Raw genomic sequence first — 17,502 nt, 5'->3', positions numbered from 1 at the left:
TCAGTCGGCGGCTGCGCTCGGGCTGCTGCTGGGGCTGCCGCTCGCTTCGGGTTTCTTGTCCCCGTCGCCGCCCCCGCCGCCGCTGCCTGCGCCCTTGTCGACCTTGGCCTGTGCGTCCTCGGCACGCTGGAGCGCGTCCTCAAGATCCTTCTGGGCCTTGCCGTACGCCTCCCAGTCGCCCTTCTTGAGGGCTTCCTGGCCGCCCTCGAAGGCCGTCTGCGCGTCGTCGAGCGCTTCCTGGACCGTGGGGTCGTTGGACGTCGGCGGCGGCTTGGTCTCGTCCTTGTCCGGTGGCTCGGTGGTCGAGCCGTCCGCACCGAAGACCTTGTCGAGCGCCGCCTCCAGCGTGTCCTCGAAGGCGGTCGCGCCTCCGTAGGTCACCAGCACCTTGCGCAGCAGCGGGTACTTGAGGTCGCCGCCGCGCACGTAGACGGGCTCCACGTAGAGCAGGCCTCCGTCGAGCGGCACGGTCAGCAGGTTGCCGTACTCGACTTCCGAGTCACCACCTCTGAGGAGCCTGATCGACTCGGCGATGGACGGCTCGGAGTTGAACTGGCTCTGCACCCGTGTCGGGCCGTCGACCGCTCTGCCGGTGGGCAGTTTGAGGATGCTGATCCGGCCGTACTCGCTCGTGCCCGCTTCCGCGTTGACGGACATGAAGGCGCTGAGGTTGTCCCGGCCGTTCGGCGTGAGCGTCGTCGTCAGCGAGAACGCCTGCGACTGCTCGCCGGGCATCTTCATGCTGAGGTAGTACGGCGGCACCGCGTTGCCCGACTTGTTGGTCGGGTCGTCCGGCACCTGCCACACCTCGCTGCCGCTGAGGAACGTCTCCGCGTCCTTCACGTGGTAGCGGGTCAGCAGCTCGCGCTGGACCTTGAACAGGTCCTGCGGGTAGCGCAGGTGGTCCATGAGGGCCTGCGGGATGTCGCCCTTGGCCTTCACCGTGCCCGGGAACGCCTTCTTCCAGGTCTTCAGGACCGGGTCCTTGGTGTCCCACTCGTAGAGCGTCACCTTGCCGGTGTACGCGTCGACGGTGGCCTTCACCGAGTTGCGGATGTAGTTGACCTGGTTCTGCTGGGCCACCACGGCACGCTGGTTGTTCGCGGCGGTCAGCGAGTCGGCCGTCGTGTCGCCCAGCGTGGTGCGGGACGCGTACGGGTAGCCGTTGGTGGTCGTGTACGCGTCGACGATCCACTCGATCTTGTTGCCGACGACCGCCGGGTAGGCGTCACCGTCGATGGTCAGCCAGGGGGCGACCGCCTCGACGCGCTCCTTGGGCGTGCGGTTGTACAGGATCCGCGACCCGTCGCCGATGGCGCCGGAGTAGAGGATCTGCGGCTCGCTGAAGGCGACCGCGTACGCCGCGCGGTTGATCGGGCTGGAGAGGCTGACCCCGCTCTTGCCGCGGTAGCTGGTCGTCTTCTCGCCCGAGTCGTCGGAGTAGTCGATCTCCTTCTGGGGACCGCCGACGATCGAGTACTGCGAGGTCTTCTCGCCGTAGTAGACCCGCTGCTGGTAGTCGCCGAGGTCGCCCTTGGACGGCAGGTCGTACTCGGTGAACTCCGGGCGCCCCTCGGCGTCGGCGGAGGTGCCCTTGGCGGCGACCACTCCGAAGCCGTGCGTGTAGCGGAAGTGGTCGTTGATCCAGTTGTTCTTCGGAATGCCCTGGAGGTTCAGCTCGCGCAGACCGATGACCGTGTCCTGGTCCTTGCCGTCCTTGCTGTAGCGGTCCACGTCCAGGTTCGACGGGAACGCGTAGTAGTTGCGCACCTGCTGGAGCTGCTGGAACGTCGGCGAGACGATGTTCGGGTCCAGGAGCCGGATGCTCGCGGCGGTGTCGGCGTCGTCGCGGAGCTTGGTCTTGTCCTGGGTGTCGGCCGTGCCCGGGTAGTCCGTGACCTCGGTGCCGTTGATCCCGTACGCGTCGCGGGTCGCCTTGAGGTTCTTCTCGACGTACGGCGCTTCCTTGGCCTGCTCGTTCGGCTGGACCTGGAACTTCTGCACGATCGCCGGGTACAGGCCGCCGATGAGGATCGCCGAGAGGACCATCAGGCCGAAGCCGATGACGGGCAGCTGCCAGGTCCTGCGCCACAGCGTGGCGAAGAACAGCAGCGCGCAGATGACGGCGATGCAGAAGAGGATCGTCTTGGCCGGCAGGTAGGCGTTCGCGTCGACGTACCGCAGGCCCGTCCAGTTGCCCGTCGCCTTGAAGTCGCTGGACTTCACGGCCAGGCCGTACCGGTCGAGCCAGTAGGCGACCGCCTTCAGTGTGACGAAGATCCCGAGCAGCACCGAGAGGTGCCCGGTCGCCGCGGCCGTGGCGCGCGCGCCGGGGCTCGTGACGCGCAGCCCGCCGTACAGGTAGTGCGTCAGCGCGGCCGCGATCAGCGAGAGGATCGCGGCCGCGAAGCCGAAGCCCAGCAGGAAGCGGTACCAGGGCAGGTCGAAGGCGTAGAACGACACGTCGAGGTGGAACTGCGGGTCCTTCTGGTTGAAGGGCACGCCGTTGACCCACATGAGCCACGTGCGCCACTGGCCGGCGGCGGAGGCGCCCGCGATCAGCCCGACCAGGGAGGTGAGCCCGAGAAGTATCCACTTCTTGTACGGGGCGACGCCCATCCGGTAGCGGTCCAGGCTCTGCTGCTCCATGGACATGGCGCTGAGCGGTGGTCGCAGCCGGTGGGCCAGCCAGATGTTCACGCCGACGGCCGTGGCCATCAGCAGTCCGAAGACGAAGAACAGTCCGATCTTGGTCCACAGGGTGGTGGTGAAGACGGACGAGTAGGAGACCGAGCGATACCAGAGCCAGTCCGTCCAGAACCCCGCGAACATGACGAAGGCCATGGCCAGCACGGCCAGCACGCCCAGTGTCATGAGCAGGGTCCGAACGCGCCGGGACGGTCGGCCGACTCTCATCCGTGGGCCCGACGGGCCTCCGCCGCGGTCCGGCATCTGGAAAGCCAAGGTGCGCACCTCGAAGTTCGCTGTTGGTGTTCGGGGGCCCGCGAACGCAGGGCCACATCTATGCAACTTACTGATGCTTTACTCGGTTCCCGCTTCCGGGGGCGAACGAGGCAGGATTGTGACCATGTCCAACACCGCCTCCTCAGGCACCCCCATGGCGGCCGGGCCACTCACCCGCGCCGTCCTCGAGATCGACGAGTACGTTTCGGGGCTCGGCTGGGATCAGCCGGCCCGTCTCTTCGCCCTGGTCGACACCGCCCGGCTGCGCTCCCAGGAGCCCGGCCTCGCCGATCGCCTCGGTCTGACCGAGGACGCCCCGGAAGGCACCCTTACCCCCATTGAGCAGGACGAACTCCCGGCGGGCAGTCCCCTCGACGAGTTCCTCGGCACCATCGCCTGGCCCGACGCCGTGGTCGGCTGCGCACTGTCCGTGGAGCGGCTGATGCTGCCGCCGTCCGCGGAGGCCTCCGTACCGCAGGGCCTGGACGGGAAGCGGCTGACGAAGTGGGTCGCCGAGCACCCGGAGCGCCAGGAGGTCCGGATGACCGTGGCGGTCCTGCGCGGCGGCAAGCGCGAGTCGGCGCTGCGGCTGCGCGAGAAGGACTCGGCGACCGATGTGCTGACCGGGTCCGACCTGGTGCCGGGGCTGGCCGAGGCCCTGGTCGCGACGTTCGCGGAGTAGGAACCGCCCGCTCGCCCCGCGGGGCCTCCGGAGCCCTCGCGGGTCTCCGGGGCCCGCGGGCCGGCTACTTGCCCGTGGTGCACTTCGGCAGGTCGGCGGTGTCGCCGCCGCGGATGTCCTTGAGGGCCTTCACCGCGTCGTCGATGGTGTCGACCTTGACGAGGGTGAGCCCGTCAGGGACGTCACGGGCGGCCGTCGCGCAGTTGTCCTTGGGCGTCAGGAAGAACTTGGCGCCCTTGTCGCGGGCGCCGACGGTCTTCATCTCGATGCCGCCGATCGGGCCGACCTTGCCCGCGTCGTCGATGGTGCCGGTGCCGGCCACGAACGTGCCCCCGGTCAGGCTGCCCGGGGTGAGCTTGTCGACGATCCCGAGGGCGAACATCAGACCGGCGCTGGGACCGCCGACGTCGGCCAGCTTGATGTCGATGGTGAAGGGGAACGTGTGGTCGGTGCCCGCCGAGATGCCGACGATCGCACGGTCCTCCAGGGCGTCGTCGGACTTCGCCGTGGTGATCGTGACGTCCTGCGTCACCGTCGGCGTCCGCTTCTCCTTCTCGGCGGCGACCTGCTCCTTGGCGGGCACGATCGTGAAGACGACCTTGTCGCCGGGCTTGTGCTTGGTGACCAGCTTGGCGACGTCGCCGTACGCCTTCACCTCGGTGCCGTCGACGGCCTTGATGACGTCACCGGCGTGGAGCTTGCCCTCGGCCGGCGTGTCCTTGACGACGGTGGAGACGATCACCCAGGACTTCACGGGGATGTCGAGTTCCTTGAGGGCCGCGACCTTGGCGCTCTCCTGGGACTGGCTGAACTCCTCGGCGTTCTCCTGCGTCGACTGCTCCTCCGTCTTGCCGTCCGGATAGAGGGTGTCGTGCGGGACCACCTTGTTGTCGTGGGCCAGCCAGCCGTACACGGCCTCGACGAGGTTCATCCGGTAGTCGGCGCTGGTGACCCGGACGGTTGTCATGTTCAGGTGCCCGGTCGTCGGATACGTCTTCCGGCCGGAGATCTGGAGCACCGGCTCGCCGTCGTGGTCGCCCAGTGTGTTCACCGTGGGGCCCGGTGACAGCTCCGAGTACGGCACGGTGATGAAGACGCCCGCGCACAGCAGGGCGATCAGCATCAGGGTGGAGGCGAGCATCGTCGCGGTGCGGCGTGGCATGGAACGACAGTACGGGACCGCTCTGTCAGTGCGCCGTCAGGGCCGGTCCGTCCGGGGTCCCCGGAGGCGCTCAGGCGTCCGTGTGCGACTTCTCCATGGCTTCACGGAACCGTGTGTAGCCCGCGAGCTCCGTACCGTCCCCGATGGTCTTGCGGTTGCGTCCCGCCCAACTGCCCCAGAGTCCGGCTCCGATCGCGGCAAAAAGCGGAATCAGCAACCAGGCGAGCGCCGCCATGCCGACCTCCCAACCCCAAGAGCGACCGCAACTGACTGATCAGCAGATTAAACATCCGCATGGTCAACGCTCACGCCCGGGGTCGGGTTACGCAACCGGAGGGCCGAACCTGCGCGGCGCGCGCGGCGCGCAGGCGGCGCGCTGCGTCACCGGGGGGCGGGCGGGCTCCGTCGGCGCGCCGGTGTCAGCAGGCCCCGACCCACTCCTCCGTGCCGTCGGAGAACGTCTGGTGCTTCCAGATCGGAACCTCGTGCTTCAGGTCGTCGATCAGCTTCCGGCAGGCCTCGAACGCCTCGCCGCGGTGCGGACAGGAGACGGCGACGACCACGGCGAGGTCCCCGACCCGCAGGTCACCGATCCGGTGGACGGCGGCCAGCGCCCGGACCGGGTACTCGGCGGCGACCTTCTCGGCGACCCTGCGCAGCTCGGCCTCGGCGCTCGGATGGCACGAGTACCCGAGGGCGTCGACGTCCGCTCCGCCGTCGTGGTTGCGCACGGTGCCCACGAACAGGGCGGTACCGCCGGAGGCGTCGTCGCCGACGGCCCGGAAGACCTCGTCCAGGGAGAGGTCCGTGTCCCTGATCGCCAGAAGCCTGATGGGGTCCTGCGCCGCCTGCTCACCGGGGTGATCGCTCATGGTCGCCATGCCCTCCATCGTGCCCCACGCCGCCGACGGCGCGGAACAGCGTTTTCACCCGGCACGCGCGCGTCGGCGATTGGAGACTCCTACAGGCGGGCGCCCGCGCCGCGGCCCGTTTCCGCTCGCGCCCGGGGCCGCGCGGGCTCAGAACCGACGCCGTGCCTTCCGCGCCCGCCGTACCAGCGCGGCCGTGCCCAGCAGCGCGACGGTCGCACCGGCGGCGCCTGCGGCGGTGGCGTCCCTGCGCCCGAGCCGGCGTCCGGCGACGGTGTGGCGGCCGGCGACCTCCGCCAGGAGTTCGGCCAGCACCTCCTCGTTGGTCCACCGCGGTCGCCAGCCCGCGTCGTGCAGCCGGCTCCCGCTCACCACCCAGGGGTACATCGTGTAGGCGAGGTCCCCGGCGGGCGACGGCGTCAGCCCGATCCGGTGGAGCCGGGCCGCGGCCCCCAGCGCGACGGCCGACGGCAGCTCCATCCGGCGGATGCCGCTGAGCTCCTCGACCTCCTCCTGCTCCAGCCATCCGTCGCAGCCGACGGCCAGCTCGCCCTCGACCTTCTCCAGGACGGCGTACTCCAGGGCGCTGCACAGGTCCTCGACGTGGCAGAACTGCCAGGCGGGCCGTGATCCGGCGACGACCAGCAGCCGCGGGGACTCGAAGTACCGGGTCAGCGCCGTGTCGGTGCCGCCGACCAGCACGGCGGGCCGTACGACGGTGACGTTGAGCCCCGGATGGGCCCGCGGGGCGCGCCGGGCGAGCCGCTCGACCTCCAGGAGGTCGCCGACGCCCGTGGCCTCGGCGGTCGCCTGCAGTTCGGCGTCCTCGGACAGCGGCAGCTCGTTCTCCGGCAGTGCTCCGTAGACCATCGCGGAGGTGCACAGCACGACGCGGTGGACGCCGACCGCGGCGGCGGCCGTGAGCACCGTCTGCGTCCCCCGCACGTTGTAGGCCGTTCGTGCCGCCGCGTCCGTCTCCAGGTCGAGGTCGAGGGCGAGGTGCACCACGACGTCGGCGCCGCGCAGCTTCTCGGCGATGGCCGGATCGCGGACGTCCAGAATGTGCCACTGCGCGTCGGAGCACTCGCCCCGGCGCTCGTCGATGGCGATGACCTGCTTGATCGCGTCGCTGGCCGCGAGCCGCTCGGTCAGCAGCGCGCCGATCCCGGCCGCGGCGCCGGTGACCGCGACGACGGGCCCGCGCGCGGCGGACGACTCGCCGACACGCTGCGGCGCCGGCGTGGGACGGTGGTCGGGCGACGGGTGGGTTGACGGGTTTCGCGCTGCGCGAACCTGCGGATCTGGGGAACTCACCGGGCGTCTCCAGCGGTTGTCTTCAGTACGGACGCGCGTGACGCGTACGTACCAGGTGGCATCCATCCTGCCGCAGCCGCTGTGTCGGCGAAGCACCGAGGCCCGAACCGGTTGTGGTGTCTACGCTGGGTGGTGATGTAGGGCAGCCGCCGTCGGACGAACCGGCGGCCTTAACAGCCGAGGAATCCCGTGAGTGACACCCCATTCGGATTCGGCCTTCCGCCGGAGGAGCCGGACGACGGCGACAAGGGCAAGAAGAAGGACCAGGAGAGCGGTGGTGGTCAGGGACCTGCCAACCCGTTCGGTTTCGGGCCCGGAGGCCCCGGGGCGGACAACCCGCTCGCAGCCATGTTCGGTTCGCTGAACCCCAACGACCTGGGCGCCGCGTTCCAGCAGCTCGGCCAGATGCTCTCGTACGAGGGCGGGCCCGTGAACTGGGACATGGCCAAGCAGATCGCCCGCCAGACCGTCGCCCAGGGCACCTCCGACGGCACGAAGGACGCGAGCATCGGCCCCGCCGAGCGCTCGGCCGTCGAGGAGGCGGTGCGCCTGGCGGACCTGTGGCTGGACGACGCGACCTCCCTGCCGTCCGGCGCCGGTTCCGCGGTGGCCTGGAGCCGCGCGGAGTGGGTCGAGGCGACCCTGCCCGTGTGGAAGGAGCTCGTCGACCCGGTCGCCGAGCGTGTCGGCGCGGCCATGGGAGACGTGCTCCCCGAGGAGATGCAGGCCATGGCGGGCCCGCTGCTCGGGATGATGCGCTCCATGGGCGGCGCCATGTTCGGCACCCAGATCGGGCAGGCCGTCGGCGTCCTCGCGGGCGAGGTCGTCGGCTCGACCGACATCGGGCTGCCGCTCGGCCCGACGGGCAAGGCCGCGCTGCTGCCGCTGAACATCGACGCCTTCGGCAAGGACCTCGGCGTGTCGAAGGACGAGGTGCGGCTCTACCTCGCGCTGCGCGAGGCCGCCCACCAGCGGCTCTTCGCCCATGTGCCGTGGCTGCGCTCGCACCTGTTCGGCGCGGTCGAGGGCTACGCGCGCGGGATCAAGGTCGACACGGCGAAGCTGGAGGACGTGGTCGGCCAGTTCGACCCGCAGAACCCGGAAGAGCTGCAGCAGGCACTCCAGCAGGGCATGTTCCAGCCGGAGGACACGCCCGAGCAGAAGGCCGCCCTGGCCCGGCTGGAGACGGCACTCGCACTCGTCGAGGGCTGGGTCGACGCGGTGGTCCACTCCGCCGCGAAGCCCCGTCTGACCTCCGCCGACGCGCTCCGCGAGACCCTGCGCCGCCGCCGTGCCACCGGCGGACCGGCCGAGCAGACGTTCGCCACCCTCATCGGCCTGCAGCTGCGTCCGCGCCGCCTGCGGGACGCCTCGCGGCTGTGGGCCTCGCTCACGGACGCGCGCGGTGTGGACGGCCGCGACGGCCTGTGGGCCCACCCGGACATGCTGCCGACCGCCTCCGACCTGGACGACCCCGACGGCTTCGTGCACCGCGAGCACATGGACTTCTCCGAGCTGGACAAGATGCTCGGCGAGGCCGCGGGCGGCGCGTCCGGCAAGCCGGACCTCACCAAGGGCGGGCACGGCGACCCGGCCACAGGCGGCGACAGCGACGGCGGCAGCGACAAGAGCGACGGCAAGGACGACGAGAACAAGTGACCCTGCACGACGACGCCGTCCTGGTCCTGAAGGGCACCGAGGGCCAGGACGCGCTGCGAGACGCCTATCTCGACCACCTGCGGGCCCACCCGGACGGCATGTGGAAGGCGTGCACGGCCGGCCATGTCACGGCGAGCGCCCTGGTCGTCGACCCCGAGCGGGGCAGGGTGCTGCTGACCCTCCACAGGAAACTGCGCATGTGGCTCCAGATGGGCGGGCACTGCGAGGCCGAGGACCTCACCCTGGAGGCCGCCGCGCTGCGCGAGGCCACGGAGGAGTCGGGCATCGCGGACCTGAAGCTGCTCCCCGGCGGACCCGTGCGGCTCGACCGGCATCCGATCCCCTCGCCGTGCAACTGGCACTTCGACGTCCAGTACGCGGCCGTGGCCGGGCCGGGAGCCGTGCAGGAGATCAGCGACGAGTCCCTCGACCTGCGCTGGTTCGCCTACGACGAGGTGGCGGACGTCGCCGACGAGTCGGTCGTCCGGCTCCTCGACGCGACGCGCGCGAGGCTCTGATCCGCCCGCCCGCGCGACCCGGCCGGTGGCCGCGGTGACGCCCGACGGGTCGGTGGACCCGACCCACGGGTAAGGGGCGGTCGCCATTGGCGACCGCCCCTTACCCGTGCTCTCCTGGGCGCCTAGCTCCAGGCGTTGCCCTGGTTCTGTGCGCGGACCCCCTGCTGGCCCATGCCGTACTGCGCGCCGAGACCCGACCCGATCGCGGCGTTCTGCGGCGGCAGCATCTCGCTGGGCTGCACGAGGGCGAAGCCCTGGCCCATGAAGCTGAGCTCCCAGCCCTCGCCGGTGTTGCCGCGGCGGCGGAACACCCCGGAGGAGTGCGTCTGGGCCTGCATCTGGACACGCAGACTCGTCGACCAGGCGACGATGGCGTCGGCGTCGCAGTTGACGTACCGGTCCGGTGTGACGTGCAGCATCAGCGGCATGCCCGACGTCATCAGGGCAACCTTGCCGCGACCCGTGATGTTGAGCTGGTACTTGCCGGATCCGGAGATGCCGTACTGGCTGTCCACGGCGATCACGTCGTGGTGCAGCGACGAGTCCATCGCCAGCACATAGCTGCTGTCGACGGTGAGCCCGTCGTGGTCCACGTCCACCACATGGACGTGCTGGGCCAGGTTGGCCAGGTAGACGATGCCCTGCCCGTGGCAGCGCATGAGGTCGAGTCCCTCACCGGTGTGGGCGCGGGAACGCCGCTGACCGGAGTTCTGGTACTCGGCGTCGAACTCGACCAGGCCCTGGTAGGCGACCATGGTGCCCTTGCGGGCGAGCATGTCGTCGTGGCCCTCCAGGACGACGCGCAGCATCTGCTTGTTCTGCAGGCTGTAGCGCTCCTGGGACTGCTGGTCGTTGTAGGCGAAAAGCGGGCTCTGCATGGTGTGTGTCCTCCCCCTCAGCCCCGGACCCGGAGACGGTCGGTGCTGTCCTCGCTGGGCTGGACGACGACGATGCCCTGTCCGGAGAAGGCCATCTGGAAGGCCTCGCCGCTGCCCCGCCCGATCAGCGACTGCGCCTTGAAGCTCCGCTTGCCCTTCACCTTGAGGTTCGGCGACCAGGCGACGAGCGCGTCCGGGTCGACGTACGTCTCGTCCTCGCCACCGCCGCAGTCGACGACGATGGGCTTGCCCCGGGAGGTCAGCGCGACCCAGCCCTGCCCGGAGATCTTCGTGTTCCACAAGCCCTGCCCGGCGAACTTCGCCAGGCCCTTCACGCGCTCCACGCCCCACGTGAGATGGGCGTCGAAGGCGAGCAGGTTGGTGGCGTTGACGGAGATCGCGTCACCGTTGAGGTTGATCACGACGACGTTCGCGCCGTAGTCGGAGAGGTACAGCAGGCCGTCACCGGAGCACTTCATGAGGGGAGCGCCCTCACCGGTGGCCCAGTCGCGCGCGATCTGGCGCACGGCGGGCGGATTCGGCTCGTACTGGACGAAGCCCTCGTAGGCGACCATCGACCCCACGCGCGCGAGGAGGTCGTTTCCGGTCTGCATGGCGACCTTGAGCATGTGGTTGCCATGGTTCTCCATGCGCGCGGCGACCGGTGCCGGGGCGAAGCCCGCTAGTTGCTGGTTCATTTGGACGGGCTCCCTCAGACCTCGTACGGCTGGACGACGATGAAATTGCCGGGCGCGCCGCGGAACTGCAGGTTCACGCTCTCGCCCGTGTCGCCCGGGTAGGCGTTGCGGCGCATCCGCACCTGGCTGGAGACGATCACCTGGGACGCGGCGGACCAGGCGACGACCGCGTTGCAGTCAGCGAACGTCGTCGGCGTCACCGGCAGCACGACGGGCACACCGCGGGTCTTCACGACGATCGTGCCGGTCCCCTGGAACTGCATCGTGAACAGGGCGCCACCGGGGATGCCGTGCCCCTCGATGCGGCGCACCTCGTACTGGAGCGTCTCGTCGAACGCGAGGACGTTCTCGGCGGAGACGCACACGGCGTCGCCCTGCAGTTCGATCGGGTGCAGCATCGAGGAGTTGTCCGCGAGGAACACCTGGCCCCGGCCCGAACAGCGCATCAGCTGCATCTCCTGGCCGGTCGCGTTGCCCACGATCCGGCCGGCGAACCCGGCCCCCTTGTAACTGAAGTCGACCTTGCCCTGGTAGAGCACCATGCTGCCCTGACGGGCGAGTACGGCCTGGTCGCCGGCCGTGCCGAGGTCGACACGGACCATCTTCTTGTTCTGCTGGGTCCAGCGCTGGCCGGTGGGCGCCTCCTTGTAGGGCTGCAGCGCGGCGGCGACACCGGCGGCACCCTGGGGAGTCCCCTGCGGGACTCCGTACGCGGCGGGTGCTCCCGGCGCGCCGGGCTGGCCGGGCACCTGGCCGAAGGGCGGCTGCTGGCCGTACCCCGGAGGCGGGGTCGGCTGGCCGTAGCCGGGCGGCGCGGTCGGCGCCTGGGGCGCGTGCGGCGCCGGCGGCTGGCCGTAGCCCGGTGGCAGCGACCCGGTCTGGCCCTGGCCGTACGCGGGCTGCGGGGCCGGCGGCTGCCCGTACGGCGCCGGAGCGGGCGCCGGAGGCGGCACCGTGCCGCCGCCGGGCGGGGTCAGGGGCGCGACGATGGTCGGCGCGGCGTGCACCGGCGGCGCGGGCTGCGGGGGTGGCGTCGCCCCGGGCGGCGGCGCGAAGCCCTGGGCGGGCTGCGGCGCCGGAGCCGGCGCGGCGGGACCCGCGGGCGCGCCGAACACGGGAGGCGCGGTCGCCTGGGCGGGCGGCGCGAACGACGGGGCGCCCGTCTGCGGCGCCGCGGCGGGCTCCTCCTCGGCGACCTCGCCGCCGAAGTTCTTCAGCAGCGCGTCGAGACCGCCGTCGAATCCCTGGCCGACCGCGGCGAACCGCCACACGTCCTTCAGGTAGAAGTCGCCCAGCATCACGGCACGCTCGGTGGAGAACTCGCCACCGTTGAAGGAGTAGCGGGCCACCTCCTCGCCGCCCGCGACGATGCGCAGGTATCCGGGGGCGACCTGCGACATCTGCCCGCCGCCGTCGATCGTCGCCGTGAAGGACAGCTTCTGGATCTGCGGCGGAATCCTGTCGAGCGTGACCCGGAAGGACTCCGTGTCACCCGCCTGCGCGCCGAGAAGCTGAATGGACTCTTCGGGGGTCTTCGGCTGATTGAAGAAGACGAAGAACCGGTCGTCCGACAACTTCTCGTCGGCGTCCAGACCGAAGCAGCTGATGTCGAAGGTCAGCCCGGGGCCCGTGATCTGCACACCTACGTACAGATCGGTGCCTGCTGTGAGGTCACTGATCTTGGCCTTGTGGCCGCGTTGGAATTCCCTGGCCATGCGTAACGACCGTCCCCCATCCCGAATACAAGTGCGTCGCGTCAGGCTAACGGCAAAATCCGGCCCCCGACGAGGCCGGTACAGACCCGGTACAGAATCACCGTCCGCAACCGCCCGGCAGCGGATTCGCCGCCGGACCGGCGCTCACTCGCCGCGCGCGGCGGGCAGGTGGGGCAGCCGGTCGGCCGCCACCACCCCTTCGAGGTAGCCGCGCGCCCGCTCCGTACGCGGATAGGCCTCCAGCAGCCGCCAGAAATCGGCGCCGTGGCCGGGCACCAGCAGATGCGCGAGTTCGTGGACGAGCACGTAGTCGACGACGTACTCGGGCATGCCCTGCAGGCGGTGCGAGAGCCGGATGCTGCCCTCGGCCGGGGTGCACGATCCCCAGCGGGTGTTCTGATTGGTGACCCAGCGCACAGACGCGGGCCTCGCCCGGCCCGCGAAGTACAGCTCGGACAGCCTCCCTGCACGCTCGGACAGCTCCGTGTCGCCGAGCACCCGCTTGCTCTCCTGCGCGGCGAGCTTGTCGAGCATGACCGTCACCCAGCGTTGCTCCTCCGCCTCGGACATCCGGGCGGGGATCAGCACGACGGTGCGATCGCCCTCGCGGTACGCGGACACCGTTCTGCGCCGGCGCGCGCTCCTTCGGACCTCGATCGCGCTCGCCCCCGAGCCGCTTGGCGGCTGGCTCGTCGTGCTGCGCTGTGGGTTTCCGGCGCGGTGCAGTGGGTCGGCGGGCACGCCCCGACGTTACCCGCTGCACACGCGGGAAGTCCCGCCCCCGGAACGCATCGATGCCGAACCGCACCCCACGAGCCAGATTTGTACGACGAACATCCACCGCCTGTGGACAACTTTCGCCACGCGCCGGGCAAACCGGGCATGCTGACATTCGTCCGGCCGACCCGACCGAACCCCGCCGACACCACGCCACGGACCCGGCGGGATGTACGGGCCCGCCCCAGGGCAGCGCGGCCGACACAGCCGACAAGGTCCACACGGGCAACACGCACCACATGAACAACACGGGCAACACACGCAACGCCGGCAGCACCGGCACGACTGGCAGGACCGGCACGACTGGCTGGGCAGGCAGGACCGGCACGACTGGCAGGACCGGCAGGACCGGCAGGACCGGCGGTGCCAGCCGCCTGGGCGTCGAGGCCGAGCCACGAAGCCGCCGGACGACTGGGCAGCAGCACCGCTGAACGGGCAAGGACAACGGGAACACTGCAACATACGGGGGTCGATGATGCATCCGAGGGTGAAGCCCGCGCTGCGGCGCGGCTGGCGGGACCTGAACACCGTGCAGTTCGGCATGGCACCCGCTCACGCGATGGTGCTCGGCCCGATGGACACGGCGACCGGCAGCCTGCTGAACCTGCTCGACGGGACCCGCGGGCTGCCTCTCCTCCGCGACGAGGCGCGCGGCATGGGTCTGCCCGACGGCCACGTCGACGGTCTGGTCGAGCGGCTCGCCGGAGCGGGACTCCTCGACGACGCGACCGGCGGAGGCCCCGCCGTCGACGCCCTGCGCGAGAAGCACAAGGTCATGGACCGGCTGCGGCCCGACCTCGCCTCCCTCTCGCTGGTCGCCAGGGGACCGGGCGACGCCCCGCGCCGCCTGGCGGCCCGCCGCTCACTGCGCGTACAGGTGCGCGGCGCCGGCCGCGTCGGCACGGTCATCGCCGCCACGCTGGCCGGCGCGGGCGTGGGACACGTCGACGTGCGCGACGGCGGCTGTGTCGAACCGTGGGACGTCGCACCGGGCGGCCTGCCCGTCGAGTCCATCGGCGAGCGCAGGGACGAAGCCGCGCGCCGTGCGGTGCACCGGGCCGCCCCGGACCGCCCTCCCCGGCGCGGCGGAGCGAAGTCGACCGAGGAGGAGCAGCCCGGGCTCTCCCTCGTGGTCGTCGCGCCGCGCGACGGGCTCGCCGTCCACGCACCGGACCCGGCCGTCTCCGAGCCACTGATCGACTCGGGAACCCCTCATCTGTACGCCGGGGTCGTGGAAGGCACCGGGATCGTCGGCCCCCTCGTCCTGCCCGGCGACACAGCCTGCGCCGGCTGCCTCGACCTGGGGCGCACGGACCGGGACCCGACCTGGCCCCGGCTGGTCGCGCAATGGCGCTCCGGCCGGACCCGTGACGTACAGGCCTGCGATCTGGCACTGTCGGCGGCAGTCGCCGGGCTTGCGGCGGGGCACGCCCTCGCCTTCCTGGACGGGGAGACGCCGACGAGCACGGGAGCCCGCTGGGAAGTCTCCGTACCGGGTTTCCACTGGCACGCCGAGCCGGTGTGGCAGCATCCGGCATGCACCTGCGCGGCTGCTGAGAGAGCCAAGGGGGAGCACACCTCGGACGACGAGAGGCCGCACGAGACAATGTCCGGGCAACAGCCGCACGCGGCACGGCTGTCCGGTACTTGGAGGGCGCATGTCTGATCTTCCCCGGAAGGCGGTCACCCGGACCGCCAAACTCGCCGCCCTACCGCTCGGCTTCGCCGGGCGGGCGACCTGGGGACTCGGCAAACGGATCGGCGGCAAGTCCGCGGAGATCGTCGGCCGAGAGCTGCAACAGCGCACCGCGGAGCAACTGTTCAAGGTGCTCGGCGAGCTCAAGGGCGGAGCGATGAAGTTCGGGCAGGCCATGTCCGTCTTCGAGTCGGCGCTCCCCGAGGAGGTCGCGGGCCCCTACCGCGCGGCGCTGACGAAGCTCCAGGAAGCGGCCCCTCCGATGCCGACCAGCACGGTGCACGCCGTACTGGCGGAGCGGCTCGGCGCGGACTGGCCGGACCTCTTCCTGGAATTCGAGGACAAGCCCTCCGCGGCGGCCTCGATCGGCCAGGTCCACCGAGCGGTGTGGCGCGACGGCCGCGAGGTCGCCGTCAAGGTCCAGTACCCGGGCGCGGGCGAGGCCCTGCTGTCCGACCTGACCCAACTGAGCCGCTTCGCACGGCTGCTGGGCCCGTTGATCCCGGGCATGGACATCAAGCCCCTGATCACGGAGCTTCGCGACCGCGTGTCCGAGGAACTCGACTACGGCCTGGAGGCGCAGGCCCAGCGGGCTCACGCCGAGGAGTTCGAGGACGATCCGGACGTCCTGGTGCCGGCCGTGGTCCATCAGTGCGATCAGGTGCTCGTGACGGAGTGGATCGACGGCATCCCCCTGTCCGAGGTGATCACCGACGGCACGCAGGAACAGCGTGACCGCGCGGGACAGCTCCTGGCCCGCTTCCTCTTCTCCGGCCCGACCCGCACCGGGCTACTGCACGCGGACCCGCACCCGGGCAACTTCCGCCTGCTGCCCGACGACCCGGACGACCTCGAGAACGGCGACTGGCGGCTGGGCGTACTGGACTTCGGCACGGTCGACCGCCTTCCCGGCGGCCTGCCGTCCACGATAGGCGAGTCGCTCCGCATGACCCTCGACGGCGAGGCGGAAGCCGTCTACGACCTGCTCCGCACGGACGGCTTCGTCAAGGAGTCCATAGAACTGGACCCCGACGCCGTCCTCGACTACCTGCTCCCGATCATCGAGCCGGCGCAAGTCGACGAGTTCACCTTCACCCGGGGCTGGATGCGCAGCCAGGCGGCCAGGATCGCGGACCCGCGCTCCCCCGCCCACCAACTCGGCAAGCAACTCAACCTGCCCCCGGCGTATCTCCTCATCCACCGCGTCACGCTGAGCACCATCGGAGTGCTCTGCCAACTGGGCGCGACCGTGCGCCTGCGGGAGGAACTCGAGGGCTGGCTGCCCGGTTTCCTGCCGGACGAGGAGACCGAACCGGAAGCGGTAGTGAAGGTCGTCCCGGGGGCAGAGGAATCGGAAGCGGAGCAGTCTGCGCTCGACGGTGACGAGTTCGACCAGGAGGGTTCGGCCGCCGGGGCGTGACCTCGGGCTGCCGGTTTGGGGTGGGGTGGGATGGGGGTCGGGGGGAGGGGCGGGGGGGGAGGCCCCCAAGAGGGGCAACAACCGATCCACTCCCCCTCACCACCACCCCGAGTCCAACCGCCCTTCAATGGCACGGAGGTTGGCGCGGGCGCACGTGTCGCAGAAGTAGTGGCGGGCGCCGTTCTCCACGGAGCAGGTCCAGGTCGGCTGCGGGTCCGGTGATGTGGTTCCGCAGTGGGCGCACACGACAGGCCGGGGCTGTTCGGTGAGAGCGCTGTCGCCTCTGTTCTTGCCGCTGCCGCTGTCGCCGTCGTCGTTCTTGTCGCCGTGATCACTCGTCACGCGGCGACAATAGCTCCGGCGCCCGCGGTTCCGGAGGCACAACGCACCGCGGGGGTCGGTCCGTTCGGACCGACCCCCGCGACCTGCGCTTTCCTTTGTTGCCGTTGTGTGAACGGCTGTTACTGCATGACTGCCATGGCCAGGGCGCGGCGGGCGCGCAGCGACGCGCGCTCGGCGCGGCGCTGCATGCGGCGGGCAGTCGCGAGGCGCATGGCCCGGCGTTCCTGCTCAGCCGCGTGCAGCCGGTCGTGCATATGCGCACGAGCCAGGGCTTCTGGGATGAGTTGCATCTCTCGTGTCCTGTTCTGACGCGAGTCGTTCGCGCCGGCGGTGGTGAAATCTGGTGTCGCGGAGCCGGTGGGCTCGTTGGCGGACGGCTTCATCGGGGCCTGCTTCTTGGGGTCGTTCGTGAGGGGGCGATCGATCGTTCCTGGGGTGTTCATGCCGCAACCGGGTTCTTGCGCGGGCGACCACGCGGCCGCTTCCGGGCGACAACGACACCCTGGACGAAGAGCTCGCCGCCCCAGACGCCCCAGGGCTCACGCCGCTCCTTGGCGCCGGCGAAGCAGGCCTCCATCAGCGGGCAGGTGCGGCAGAGGGACTTGGCGTACTCGACATCGGCCGGGGACTCGGCGAAGAAGACTTCCGGGTCGTAGGAACGGCAGGGGACGGGTACGCCGAGGTTCTCGATGGCGTCGTCAAGCGCGGTGAGCGCAGTGAGCGGGGTCAAGGTGGAGTCCTCCGTGAGACCGGGCGGGGGGAGCGTTTCGGAAGGCGGTACGGACGGGGCGTGCGCTTCGAGTTGCAC

At 70.7% G+C, this 17,502-nt stretch carries 17 protein-coding genes; 5 read left to right on the top strand and 12 right to left on the bottom strand.

Translation table 11 applies throughout. The features are described 5' to 3' along the window. Nucleotides 1-2,952: a UPF0182 family membrane protein gene (locus IE265_RS02145; protein WP_190033747.1), complete on the bottom strand. Its 2,952-nt coding sequence runs from the start codon at nucleotides 2,950-2,952 to the stop codon at nucleotides 1-3. A 136-nt stretch (nucleotides 2,953-3,088) separates the two neighbouring features. Between IE265_RS02145 and IE265_RS02140 the strand changes: the two genes are divergently transcribed. Beyond that, nucleotides 3,089-3,646: a PPA1309 family protein gene (locus tag IE265_RS02140; RefSeq protein WP_268255776.1), complete on the top strand. Its 558-nt coding sequence runs from the start codon at nucleotides 3,089-3,091 to the stop codon at nucleotides 3,644-3,646. Nucleotides 3,647-3,710: 64 nt separating this feature from the next. On the opposite strand, the gene IE265_RS02135 is transcribed toward IE265_RS02140, so the two are convergent. The 4 genes from IE265_RS02135 to IE265_RS02120 all read right to left on the bottom strand — a co-directional run bounded on the left by IE265_RS02135 (nucleotide 3,711) and on the right by IE265_RS02120 (nucleotide 6,991). Beyond that, nucleotides 3,711-4,808: a YlbL family protein gene (locus tag IE265_RS02135; RefSeq protein WP_190033529.1), complete on the bottom strand. Its 1,098-nt coding sequence runs from the start codon at nucleotides 4,806-4,808 to the stop codon at nucleotides 3,711-3,713. Nucleotides 4,809-4,878: 70 nt separating this feature from the next. Next, the gene (locus IE265_RS02130; protein ID WP_190033528.1) at nucleotides 4,879-5,043 is read right to left on the bottom strand and encodes a hypothetical protein; all 165 of its coding nucleotides are present in this window, start codon (nucleotides 5,041-5,043) and stop codon (nucleotides 4,879-4,881) included. 184 nt (nucleotides 5,044-5,227) lie between these two features. Further along, nucleotides 5,228-5,689 (bottom strand): molybdenum cofactor biosynthesis protein MoaE, encoded by a 462-nt coding sequence (locus tag IE265_RS02125; protein WP_190033527.1) that lies wholly within the window; start codon nucleotides 5,687-5,689, stop codon nucleotides 5,228-5,230. Nucleotides 5,690-5,827: 138 nt separating this feature from the next. After that, nucleotides 5,828-6,991, bottom strand: coding sequence for an SDR family oxidoreductase (locus IE265_RS02120; RefSeq protein ID WP_190033526.1), 1,164 nt, complete (start codon nucleotides 6,989-6,991; stop codon nucleotides 5,828-5,830). A gap of 189 nt (nucleotides 6,992-7,180) precedes the next feature. Between IE265_RS02120 and IE265_RS02115 the strand changes: the two genes are divergently transcribed. Both IE265_RS02115 and IE265_RS02110 read left to right on the top strand, forming a co-directional pair. Beyond that, entirely contained in the window at nucleotides 7,181-8,650 is a 1,470-nt protein-coding gene (locus IE265_RS02115) for a zinc-dependent metalloprotease (RefSeq protein WP_190033525.1), read from the top strand. Next, a complete protein-coding gene (locus IE265_RS02110) occupies nucleotides 8,647-9,168 on the top strand; it encodes an NUDIX hydrolase (protein ID WP_190033524.1) in 522 nt (173 codons plus the stop codon). The genes IE265_RS02115 and IE265_RS02110 overlap by 4 nt, the downstream gene beginning before the upstream one ends. 122 nt (nucleotides 9,169-9,290) lie before the next feature. On the opposite strand, the gene IE265_RS02105 is transcribed toward IE265_RS02110, so the two are convergent. From IE265_RS02105 to IE265_RS02090, 4 genes are all read right to left on the bottom strand, one after another. Next, entirely contained in the window at nucleotides 9,291-10,046 is a 756-nt protein-coding gene (locus IE265_RS02105) for an AIM24 family protein (protein WP_190033523.1), read from the bottom strand. Nucleotides 10,047-10,063: 17 nt separating this feature from the next. Continuing rightward, the gene (locus IE265_RS02100) at nucleotides 10,064-10,744 is read right to left on the bottom strand and encodes an AIM24 family protein (protein ID WP_190033522.1); all 681 of its coding nucleotides are present in this window, start codon (nucleotides 10,742-10,744) and stop codon (nucleotides 10,064-10,066) included. Nucleotides 10,745-10,758: 14 nt separating this feature from the next. Beyond that, nucleotides 10,759-12,459 carry a TerD family protein gene (locus IE265_RS02095; RefSeq protein ID WP_190033521.1) on the bottom strand — a complete coding sequence of 567 codons (1,701 nt, stop codon included), beginning with the start codon at nucleotides 12,457-12,459 and terminating at the stop codon, nucleotides 10,759-10,761. A gap of 144 nt (nucleotides 12,460-12,603) precedes the next feature. Continuing rightward, the gene (locus tag IE265_RS02090) at nucleotides 12,604-13,200 is read right to left on the bottom strand and encodes a M48 metallopeptidase family protein (RefSeq protein ID WP_190033520.1); all 597 of its coding nucleotides are present in this window, start codon (nucleotides 13,198-13,200) and stop codon (nucleotides 12,604-12,606) included. 511 nt (nucleotides 13,201-13,711) lie between these two features. Here IE265_RS02090 and IE265_RS02085 point away from each other — a divergent pair. Then, nucleotides 13,712-14,902 (top strand): ThiF family adenylyltransferase, encoded by a 1,191-nt coding sequence (locus tag IE265_RS02085; RefSeq protein ID WP_190033746.1) that lies wholly within the window; start codon nucleotides 13,712-13,714, stop codon nucleotides 14,900-14,902. Continuing rightward, nucleotides 14,895-16,352: an ABC1 kinase family protein gene (locus tag IE265_RS02080; protein WP_190033519.1), complete on the top strand. Its 1,458-nt coding sequence runs from the start codon at nucleotides 14,895-14,897 to the stop codon at nucleotides 16,350-16,352. The genes IE265_RS02085 and IE265_RS02080 overlap by 8 nt, the downstream gene beginning before the upstream one ends. A gap of 96 nt (nucleotides 16,353-16,448) precedes the next feature. On the opposite strand, the gene IE265_RS02075 is transcribed toward IE265_RS02080, so the two are convergent. From IE265_RS02075 to IE265_RS02065, 3 genes are all read right to left on the bottom strand, one after another. Next, nucleotides 16,449-16,694, bottom strand: a complete 246-nt coding sequence (locus tag IE265_RS02075) for a hypothetical protein (protein WP_190033772.1) — start codon at nucleotides 16,692-16,694, stop codon at nucleotides 16,449-16,451. 119 nt (nucleotides 16,695-16,813) lie between these two features. Further along, nucleotides 16,814-17,137 (bottom strand): putative WhiB-interacting protein, encoded by a 324-nt coding sequence (locus tag IE265_RS02070; RefSeq protein ID WP_190033518.1) that lies wholly within the window; start codon nucleotides 17,135-17,137, stop codon nucleotides 16,814-16,816. After that, nucleotides 17,134-17,502: a WhiB family transcriptional regulator gene (locus IE265_RS02065; RefSeq protein ID WP_190033517.1), complete on the bottom strand. Its 369-nt coding sequence runs from the start codon at nucleotides 17,500-17,502 to the stop codon at nucleotides 17,134-17,136. The genes IE265_RS02070 and IE265_RS02065 overlap by 4 nt, the downstream gene beginning before the upstream one ends.

The sequence above is a fragment of the Streptomyces fructofermentans genome, assembly GCF_014651055.1.
Taxonomy (GTDB): Bacteria; Actinomycetota; Actinomycetes; order Streptomycetales; family Streptomycetaceae; genus Streptomyces; species Streptomyces fructofermentans.
The sequence above is the reverse complement of the archived record's forward strand: the minus strand, read 5'-3'. Positions and strand labels throughout refer to the sequence as shown.